7 protein-coding genes, 2 pseudogenes and 1 other annotated feature are annotated in these 8,900 nt (G+C 43.7%); of the genes and pseudogenes, 7 read left to right on the top strand and 2 right to left on the bottom strand.

Annotated elements, in window-relative coordinates; translation table 11 throughout:
• The first annotated feature begins 33 nt into the window (after nucleotides 1–33).
• From C7H79_RS15755 to C7H79_RS15745, 3 genes are all read left to right on the top strand, one after another.
• The gene (locus C7H79_RS15755) at nucleotides 34–846 is read left to right on the top strand and encodes an NYN domain-containing protein (RefSeq protein ID WP_106708217.1); all 813 of its coding nucleotides are present in this window, start codon (nucleotides 34–36) and stop codon (nucleotides 844–846) included.
• Nucleotides 847–1,107: 261 nt separating this feature from the next.
• Nucleotides 1,108–1,527, top strand: coding sequence for an alternative ribosome rescue aminoacyl-tRNA hydrolase ArfB (arfB, locus tag C7H79_RS15750; protein ID WP_106708216.1), 420 nt, complete (start codon nucleotides 1,108–1,110; stop codon nucleotides 1,525–1,527).
• Between the two features lie 158 nt (nucleotides 1,528–1,685).
• Entirely contained in the window at nucleotides 1,686–2,558 is an 873-nt protein-coding gene (locus tag C7H79_RS15745) for an alpha/beta fold hydrolase (protein WP_106708215.1), read from the top strand.
• 870 nt (nucleotides 2,559–3,428) lie between these two features.
• On the opposite strand, the pseudogene C7H79_RS19580 reads toward C7H79_RS15745, so the two are convergent.
• A pseudogene (locus tag C7H79_RS19580) lies at nucleotides 3,429–3,521 on the bottom strand (IS1595 family transposase); the annotation flags it as partial.
• A gap of 421 nt (nucleotides 3,522–3,942) precedes the next feature.
• On the opposite strand from C7H79_RS19580, the gene C7H79_RS15740 reads away from it, so the two are divergent.
• From C7H79_RS15740 to C7H79_RS15730, 3 genes and pseudogenes are all read left to right on the top strand, one after another.
• Entirely contained in the window at nucleotides 3,943–4,455 is a 513-nt protein-coding gene (locus C7H79_RS15740; RefSeq protein WP_242447340.1) for a chemotaxis protein CheW, read from the top strand.
• 42 nt (nucleotides 4,456–4,497) lie between these two features.
• A complete protein-coding gene (locus tag C7H79_RS15735; protein ID WP_106708213.1) occupies nucleotides 4,498–6,222 on the top strand; it encodes a methyl-accepting chemotaxis protein in 1,725 nt (574 codons plus the stop codon).
• A 72-nt stretch (nucleotides 6,223–6,294) separates the two neighbouring features.
• Nucleotides 6,295–6,847: pseudogene (locus tag C7H79_RS15730) on the top strand (IS3 family transposase); the annotation flags it as partial.
• 339 nt (nucleotides 6,848–7,186) lie between these two features.
• Here C7H79_RS15730 and C7H79_RS15725 read toward each other — a convergent pair.
• Nucleotides 7,187–7,408: a hypothetical protein gene (locus tag C7H79_RS15725; protein ID WP_106708212.1), complete on the bottom strand. Its 222-nt coding sequence runs from the start codon at nucleotides 7,406–7,408 to the stop codon at nucleotides 7,187–7,189.
• Between the two features lie 644 nt (nucleotides 7,409–8,052).
• Nucleotides 8,053–8,169: a sequence feature (AL1L pseudoknot), on the top strand.
• Here C7H79_RS15725 and C7H79_RS15720 point away from each other — a divergent pair.
• A complete protein-coding gene (locus tag C7H79_RS15720) occupies nucleotides 8,095–8,736 on the top strand; it encodes an IS3 family transposase (RefSeq protein ID WP_106708211.1) in 642 nt (213 codons plus the stop codon). (Overlaps the previous feature by 75 nt.)
• Nucleotides 8,737–8,900: the final 164 nt, after the last annotated feature.

The raw sequence follows: 8,900 nt of genomic DNA, 5'->3' as shown, positions 1-8,900 counted from the left end.
ATTCACTTATATTTTTCTATTATGGGAGCTATCTTGGCCTCTCCACGACTGGTTGTAAAAAATGAACTCGAAGAACCAACCTTGCGATTGGCAGTATTGATTGATGCCGATAATGCTCAGGCCGCCGTTATAGAAGCGCTGCTTGCTGAAATTGCGCGTTTCGGGGAAGCTACGGTAAAGCGTATTTATGGTGATTTTACATCGCCAGCGAGCGTGTCCTGGAAGCGGGTGCTGCAGAAATATGCAATTAAGCCGGTGCAACAGTTTGCCTATACTACCGGAAAGAATGCTACCGATAGCGCATTGATTATTGATGCAATGGATTTACTTTATACACGAAAATTTGATGGATTTTGTCTGATTACCAGCGACAGTGATTTTACAGGTCTTGCGATGCGATTGCGTGAAGAGGGGCTCACAGTGCTTGGGTTTGGTGAAAAGAAAACACCGGATGCCTTTCGCAATGCATGCCACAAGTTTGTGTTTACCGAAATTCTGCGTTCAAGTCGAGTCACTGAATTGGACGAATCACTCCAAGAAGTTAAGACTAAGAAAAAATCTACCAAAGCTAAGGCTGCTACTAAAACAGTAGAGCAGAAACCTCAATTTCCCGAAGAATTTGTTTTGACCGCACTGGAGCAATCCGTTGATGATACGGGTTGGGCCAACCTGAGTGTTTTTGGGAGCTATCTGACCAAGCTGCAGCCCGACTTTGATTCGAGATTGTATGGTTACAAAAAACTCTCAGATCTGGTCAAAGATAAAGAAGCCTTGTTTGAAATCGAAGAACGGCAAACTCCGGGATCCGACAGAACGATTCTTTATCTGCGTGCTAAATCGCAATAAAATTGTCAATAATCAGGTAATCAATCTATTGGCGATTATTTTCGCCTGATTGATTACTATTTTAGTGGTCAGCAATTGCATATATTCATAATGTGTATTCGTATGCTGCCAGTGCAGGTTTAGCTGCGATTGCCGATGCGCTGGGGTTGAAGCATGAGCGGCAGATGCTGCTGTGACAGGCTGCTGGATATCCGGGAAAATTGCGTGAATCCATTGTCAATAAAAAGGCTGGTCAAAAAAGTTGAAATTGAGTGACTGATCATGTTGATGCTATTGAATAATATTTCCATACCGCTGAGCGAGATCGAAATCCAGGCGGTACGTTCGCAAGGTTCCGGTGGACAGAACGTGAACAAAGTATCGACCGCGATTCATTTACGCTTTGATATCAATGCCTCATCACTGCCGGAAACTTACAAAGAAAGGCTGTTGAATTTAAAGGATGGTAGGATTTCCAGTGAAGGCATTGTTATCATCAAGGCCCAGCGGTTTCGCAGTCAGATCAAGAACAAAGAAGACGCGCTTAGTCGACTGCAAACGATAATCAACAGCGTCGTTGTCGAGATGAAACCACGCAGATCCACTCAACCAACAAAGGCATCCAGGATCAGACGCCTGGAAGGTAAGGCAATTCAGAGTCAAAGAAAATCACTGCGCGGTAAAGTCGATGAATCACAATGACATTCTGAGCTGGTTGTGAGTTAGTAGGCGCTTTGACAGTGCTCAGTGGTTTTAAAACGATGGAAATGAGACTGGCTTGACTCACTGGTCGGCCATGACTACTGTCATTTTGCTACTGGATTGTCAATTGACGTCTGAAAAAAACCGAGTATCTGCAAATGAATGAAAAAATATTTTTCCAGGGTGAAGACGGCGTCGAGCTTGCATATCGGCGATGGACGCCGACACAAAATAAACAAAATCTACCAATCGTGCTGCTGCATGGTGCAGCAAGTAACTCTACTCGATGGTGGCATTTCGTCAAATATAGTCGATTGACTGCCGATCGCCTCCTGCTTCGTCCGGATCTACGTGGACATGGAGAATCCCTGTGGCGCGGTCCCGCACGTATCGGGGATTGGAGTCAAGACATTGCTAGCATACTTTGTCACGAACAGCAGACGCGCGCTATTGTTGTGGGCCATTGTTTGGGTGCCAACATTGCGCTTGGCTTCGCATCACGCTTTCCCGGTATGTGTGCCGGATTGGTGCTTGTCGAACCAATGGCTCGTGAAGCGGTAACTGGAGTACTTGTCTGGCTACGTCGGTTCTTGCCGTTACTTCATCTTGCTTTGGGATTGATTAAATTGCTAAATCGCCTCGGTTTCTACCGGCGCCAGCTCAAAACTTTGGACCTTCAGGCGTTGGATTGTCGTTTGCATGAAGCTAACAACGCTCAACTAAAAGAAATATTGGCAGACTATGGTTCACCCTGGCATGACATCAAAACAATGCCTACAATTCAGTACATCAGTAATCTCATTGAGCTTTTGCAACCACTGCCAGTGGCGGCTGTGCATTGTCCATGCTTGGTGATTCAATCACGCGGGGGAAGTGTCACCGATGCGCAGTGCACGCAACTCTTACTTACAGCATTGCCACAGGTTAAATTCATTACCATTGATTCCGATCACTGGTTACCAGCCACGCATCCTGATCAACTTCGCGAGCTGATAGACAGTTGGGTTTTAAAAAATCACGCCTTCCACTAATGGTGTAGTCACGAGTTAAGAATGTGCGATTCTTTCATACCGAAAGGAGCATACTTGCCACAACTTTGTTGACGGGATAACAGTTTGTAGGCATTGGGTGTATCTATCCGCAATTACTGCTTCAGGGACTTGATCGTGTGCGTTTGCACGTCGCAATCATTCGCTGTCTCATGTGCTTCAGCCAATATTCTGTCATTTGTTGAGCTTCCCAGGCCGTTGAAAAACTATCTGCGTTGCTGCTGCGGTGTTAAAAACAGGCTTAAAGTGCTTATTTATTAATCATAAACAGCGTTTTATCACCTGTTATTGACTTGTGCCAGCTGTCTTAAAAACGTTTTTTTCAGCGGCCTCTTAAGCCTAGTTCGATAACCCTGACCTTCTGTTCGTGGATAATTTAAATCAAATCTACTATGAATTAATCTACTATGTTTTGTCAGATTGTTACTAATTTCGTTGAATTAAATCTGCGAGATAAGCTACTGTGCTCTCGGATGAACGTCTGACGTGCGAAATGATGGAATCTGAACATTAGCGTTGATCTGATTGATTGTACAACATAACCAACCTCTTAGTAGTGTTAATAATCAAGTAGGGCATTATAAGAATATGCTTCTATATTTTTCCGGTTTAAGATGAGAACAAATCAAACGAGCATTAAGTAACCGAGAGGGTAGTTTGGTTTTTCATGTCATCGGTTAAAACGGTAGCAAAATTCGTTGAGATACGATTGTCAATACTATGACGGTACAGCCGTGATGCCGTACCCTACAAAAACCCCTCTGGGGTTGCCGATGACAGCATGTACCCACCAAGGTAGCCATTCGCCTGAATCAGCGTATTTTCAATTTTTATCAAATCATGTAATCACTATAAACCACCCCGCCGCCCCATGACAACACGGATCTTGCGTAACATCCGACTGGCTGTAATCGATGATTCGTTGATTTGTTTGGATAAACGTAGTACATACAGCGGAAATATTAAGGCCATCCTTTGACTCCAAATTGGCTCTGCCAATCCAGAGCCAAGTCAACTTCTCGTTCTCATAATTATAATTCCTATCTGATTGAATTTAATAAGTGAAGAATAAAAATTGAAAATGAATCATCGGTATACATTAAGAAATGTCCTGCAATTAATATTTTTAATTTCTTATAGTTTAATAAGAACATACTGACAAAATTTATCTATTCACATTCCGTTAAAAGCTACTTCATTTCAATCAATTTAAAAGAATATATATTCATAGGACTGAATATATTTGCTTGAATCATAAATATCTAACGGGATAAATCAATGTTTTCATCAGATTCCAGTGAAGAGGATGGCTCGTAGGCTATCAAGCTTTTTATTTTTTAAATCACAAATGAGAGGAGCATTAACCGTGTTGCAAGAGCAAATAACTAATTTAGCTAAAGAATTACCCGGCGCTATGGCTGGCGGTATGGCCAATGAGTTTCTAACTTTTCGACTGGGAGGGGAAGAATATGGCATCGAAATACTCAAGGTACAGGAGATTCGCAGCTATGACTCCATAACCCAAATCGCCAATGCACCGGACTTTATTAAAGGCGTGGTGAATCTGCGCGGAATTATCGTGCCGATTATCGATATGAGGATCAAATTCAGGCTCGGTAATAAGAATTATGATCAATTTACGGTGGTGATTATTTTAAATGTAGCCGGGCGGGTCATGGGGGTCGTGGTGGATGGTGTTTCAGATGTGATCAACCTGGAATCTGAGCAGATGCGTCCGACACCCGGATTTGGCTCGATAATTGATACGGAATATATCATGGGATTGGGAACGGTCGATGAGCGGATGCTGATATTGATTGATATCGAGAAACTGATGGGTGGCAGCGATATGGGTTTGGTTGAGCAAAGCGTCAACTAACGAGTGGTTAATTTTGAATAGAAAGACTTAAAGGAGATTCTGATGCTTAAAGATATATCGATAAAGTCGCGATTAATATTTGTAATTAGTTTGCTATCAATATTATTGATAGGTGTTGGCAGTTTGGGTATCTATGGTTTGAACCAATCGAATGATTCTGCCAAAAATCTTTATGAAGACCGCATGATTCCACTAGGGGATCTGGCATTTGTAGTCGACAGAGTGCAGCGCATACGACTCAATACGGCAATGACTGCTTATAGCAGGAATGCTGAGATAGTAAAAGAGTACAGCGCATTAAACGATACACGTGATGCCGAAATAGCCAAAGCCTGGCAGAAATATTTGTCGACCGAAATGACGACGGAAGGAAAAGCTTTGACAGGAAATTTTGAGCAGCAATGGAAAATTTATGTGGAATCACGTAATCGTACAGTGGCTTCCGCAGCTTCGGGAGATTATGACGCTGCGATAGCAAATTTGACGGGAGATGCTTCATCCAAATTTAATACGGCACATACGACTTTGTTCTCATTGCTTGATCTACAGCGTACAGGAGCTGAAAACGATTATGCACAGACTCAAAATAATTATGAAAACATTTTCATGATTTCTTCGACGGTAATCGCATTTGGCGTACTTTTGGCTGTGATAATCGGTTTTCTGCTGATACGCGCGATCATAAATCCGCTTAGTGAAGCCGTAGCGGTGGCCAATGCGGTGGCATCGGGTGATCTGACCAGCCACATTGAAGTGAACTCGAACAACGAAACAGGCCTTTTGTTGCAGGCACTGAAAACGATGAATGACAATCTGGTCGATCTGGTCAGTAAAGTGCGTATGGGCACAGATCAAATCACTACGGCCTCCAGCGAAATTGCCACCGGCAATTCAGATTTAAGCCAGCGTACTGAGGAACAAGCGTCCAGCCTAGAAGAAACGGCATCTTCGATGGAAGAACTCACTTCCACAGTCAGACAGAATGCTGATAATGCCCGCCAGGCCAACCAGCTGGCGGCCGGCGCATCAGAGGTTGCGGTAAAGGGAGGTACGGTAGTCGGTCAGGTCGTACAAACCATGAGCTCGATCAACGAAAGCTCCAAGAAAATTGTCGATATTATCAGTGTCATTGATGGTATTGCATTTCAGACCAATATTCTTGCTTTGAACGCGGCAGTGGAGGCCGCGCGCGCAGGTGAACAGGGACGTGGTTTTGCGGTTGTGGCAACCGAAGTGCGCACATTGGCGCAGCGTTCTGCCGCGGCGGCAAAGGAGATCAAGGAATTGATCAGCGACTCTGTTGATAAAGTGGAAGATGGCACCCGGTTGGTCGATGAAGCCGGTGCGACCATGGATGAGATTGTCATTGCCGTGAAGCGCGTAACCGACATTATGAGTGAGATCTCCGCGGCCTCACAGGAACAAAGCTCAGGTATTGAGCAGGTTAATCAAGCTGTGACACAGATGGACGAAGTGACGCAGCAAAATGCAGCACTGGTGGAGGAGGCGGCGGCGGCGGCTGAATCTATGCAGGATCAGGCGCATGCGCTTAAGCAGGCAGTGATGATATTCAAATTGTCTAATAGCAATCAAATTGCGGCGACACCGATTAAAAGAAGCAATCGTCCTTCCAGCATTGCCAAACTCCCCAATCGCGGACCTGCGGCTAAAAGGATTGCAATGAATTCGAACGCTGGTTCCTCGCTCTTGCCAGATCAACCTCGCAAGCTTGCAGCAGGCGGCGGTGATGATTGGGAAGAATTCTAGAGATACATTACCTTAGGACCATGGAGATTGACATGGTCTAATAGACTTGGACAACCCAGTTAAGAGGAAAAAATGGTAACAAGAAAGCAGTATCCAAAGAAATTTAAATTAGATGCAATCAGCCTGGTTCTGGATCAGGGGCATACGATAACGGAAGCGGTACGCAGCCTGGAAATTAACGCTAATATGATAAGGCGCTGGAGTTTCAATGGGTGAAAGCAATAATACATATGGCAGTCGCAGGATAAGAAAGGCGTTGAATGCATTGGGTTATCCGCTTGGTCGCTGGAAAGCTCGAAGCATGATGCAAGAAGCTGGCGTCCAAGTGAGACACCGGAAGAAGTACAAAGTGACAACTAACAGCAATCACAAGCAACCAGTGTTCGAGAACAAAGTGAATCGGCAGTTTGATGTTACAAGCCCGAATCAAGTCTATGCTGGCGACATAACCTACATCTGGACACAGGAAGACTGGTTGTATCTGGCTGTTGTCATCGATTTGTTTTCCAGAAAGGTTGTTAACTGGAGCATGAGTTCAAGAATGAAAGCGAGATTAGTATGTGATGCGTTGAGTATGGCTATCTGGTTGAGTCGGCCACCGTCTGGCCTGATCGTGCATTCGGATAGTAAGAATACGTGTACCAGATTTCAATAATGGGTTGACTCAATTATTGAATGAGTAATTATTGGAACTCTGGTGCCGTTAGGGTTGCCAAGTTTCCTGACTCTCACTCAGATCGACCATCATATGTGTCATTCCTCGGATAGTAATAACATTGGTTACCCTCATGAAAAATTCAAGAGGATAGTTAAAATATTTGTTGTGTTTTAGATGGTTGGGTTGGACGCTTACCGAGTTTCTCGATGTCGCCCTGATTTTGATTTATGGCCGTGTTCAAGGTGTCTCTAAATAAAAAAGGCCAATGTATTAATAACATTGACCTTGGAGGGAGTTGCGGGAGTTTTATGCAAAAATTTTCGTGTAAGATCTGCGCACAGTATTTTTAGGGCCGCTAAGTGAAGCAATTACTATATAGCTCACAAAGAAAACAATTCCTAAAAAGAGATCCAATACTACCCAACTGGCTTCAGACTGAATGGCCGATACTGATGTTGAAGCGCCAAATAAAACCACGCCTAATAATAAAAACACACCGAGCAATGCAAGGTTTTGAGTTGATTTCATAATAAGCTCCTAATAAAACTAAGAAAGAAAAGAAAAGTATTTAAATGCTGTATACACTATAGACTAAACACTTCACAAAAAGTTCACAATATATTAACAATTAATTCACATTCAATAGGCTTTTATTTAGATATACGTTAGACCAATCACTTAGTAGTTTGTTTTTTATACAACACATTTCCTTCTTCTTTATATCGAGCTTCTCGTAGCATCCCTGATTTTGATTGATGCACTATTGGCAGTTCCCACAATGATTTGATAGATAGAGGTACATATCTTTGTGTCACGGATGGGACTCAGTGTCCTAAAGTCTGCTGCATTCATTGTTTAACTAGAATGGAGGCATACATATATCTAATGTCATGGATTCTCAAGTGCGGCAATCCAGCATTTTGAGCAGACGTCCCCAGACCTTATGAAAATTGTGAGGTAGACAGGTTTTGGCATTAATAAACAGACATATAAATCTCCTCTGACTAAAAATAATTTCATACTTAGGTTTCAACTGAGCCGAACCCGAAAGGCTCCGGATCCAACTGCCGGAAAGTGAGATCTGGCAAGAATCGCCCCGAGATTGCCGTAGACTCTATTTCTTGAGAGGATAGAGTAATGAAAAAAACAAATGAGATATTGCGTAAGGCATCAGCTTATTTTGCGTAGGCGGAGATCGACCGCCGACCAAAGTGATGAAGGTATTTGCTGATAAACATAAAGCGCGGTATGGGGTCGAACCAATCTGCAGGCAAATTCAGATTGCTCCGTCGAGTTACTATGAACACAAAGTGCGTGATCGAGATCCTGATCGGTTGGCTGATCGCATCAAGCTAGATAAGGGACTTGAAAGCGATATACAGCGAGTATGGCAGAGTAATTTCAAAGTTAATGGTACCAACAAAGGATGGCGTCAACTGTTGCGTGAAGGTATTCGCGTTGCGCACTGTACAGTCGAACGGTTAATGAAGAAACTGGGAACACAGGGCCTCAGGCGCGATAAAAAATGTTGGACAACGATTGCGGATAACTTGCTTGACCGACCAACAGACAAAGTTAATCGGCAATTTGTAGCGACGCGCCCCAATCAGCTATGGGTGGCGGACATTACCTTTGTCGCAACGTGGACGGGATTTGTTTATGTGTCTTTTATCACGGATGTTTTTGCGCGATGTATTGTTGGCTGGCGCGTCAGCCGTTCATTGCATACCGATTTGGTACTCGATGCACTGGAACAGGCATTGTGGACACGGAGGGAGACCAACGGGTTAATCCATCGCAGCGATTATGGCCGCCAATATCTGTCGATTCGATTCGCTATACAGAGCGCCTGGTAGAAGCCAATGTCGAAGCTTCTGTGTAAGCGTCCAATCCAACCATCTAAAACACAACAAATATTTTAGCTATCCTCTTGAATTTTTCATGAGGGTAACCAATGTTATTACTGACAGATCAGCAAGAGCATATAGAGGTTTGGCAGTCGAGTGGTTTATCACAGGTG

The sequence above is a fragment of the Nitrosomonas supralitoralis genome (assembly GCF_003011925.2).
In the GTDB taxonomy this organism is placed as follows: Bacteria; Pseudomonadota; Gammaproteobacteria; order Burkholderiales; family Nitrosomonadaceae; genus Nitrosomonas; species Nitrosomonas supralitoralis.
This window is presented reverse-complemented; position numbering and strand designations above follow the sequence as displayed.

Bases quoted from the DNA above. Each gene is read 5' to 3' on its own strand.
- C7H79_RS15725 (WP_106708212.1), bottom strand. From the start codon at position 7,408: ATGAAATCAACTCAAAACCTTGCATTGCTCGGTGTGTTTTTATTATTA.
- C7H79_RS15745 (WP_106708215.1), top strand. From the start codon at position 1,686: ATGAATGAAAAAATATTTTTCCAGGGTGAAGACGGCGTCGAGCTTGCA.
- C7H79_RS15735 (WP_106708213.1), top strand. From the start codon at position 4,498: ATGCTTAAAGATATATCGATAAAGTCGCGATTAATATTTGTAATTAGT.
- arfB (WP_106708216.1), top strand. From the start codon at position 1,108: ATGTTGATGCTATTGAATAATATTTCCATACCGCTGAGCGAGATCGAA.
- C7H79_RS15720 (WP_106708211.1), top strand. From the start codon at position 8,095: ATGAAGGTATTTGCTGATAAACATAAAGCGCGGTATGGGGTCGAACCA.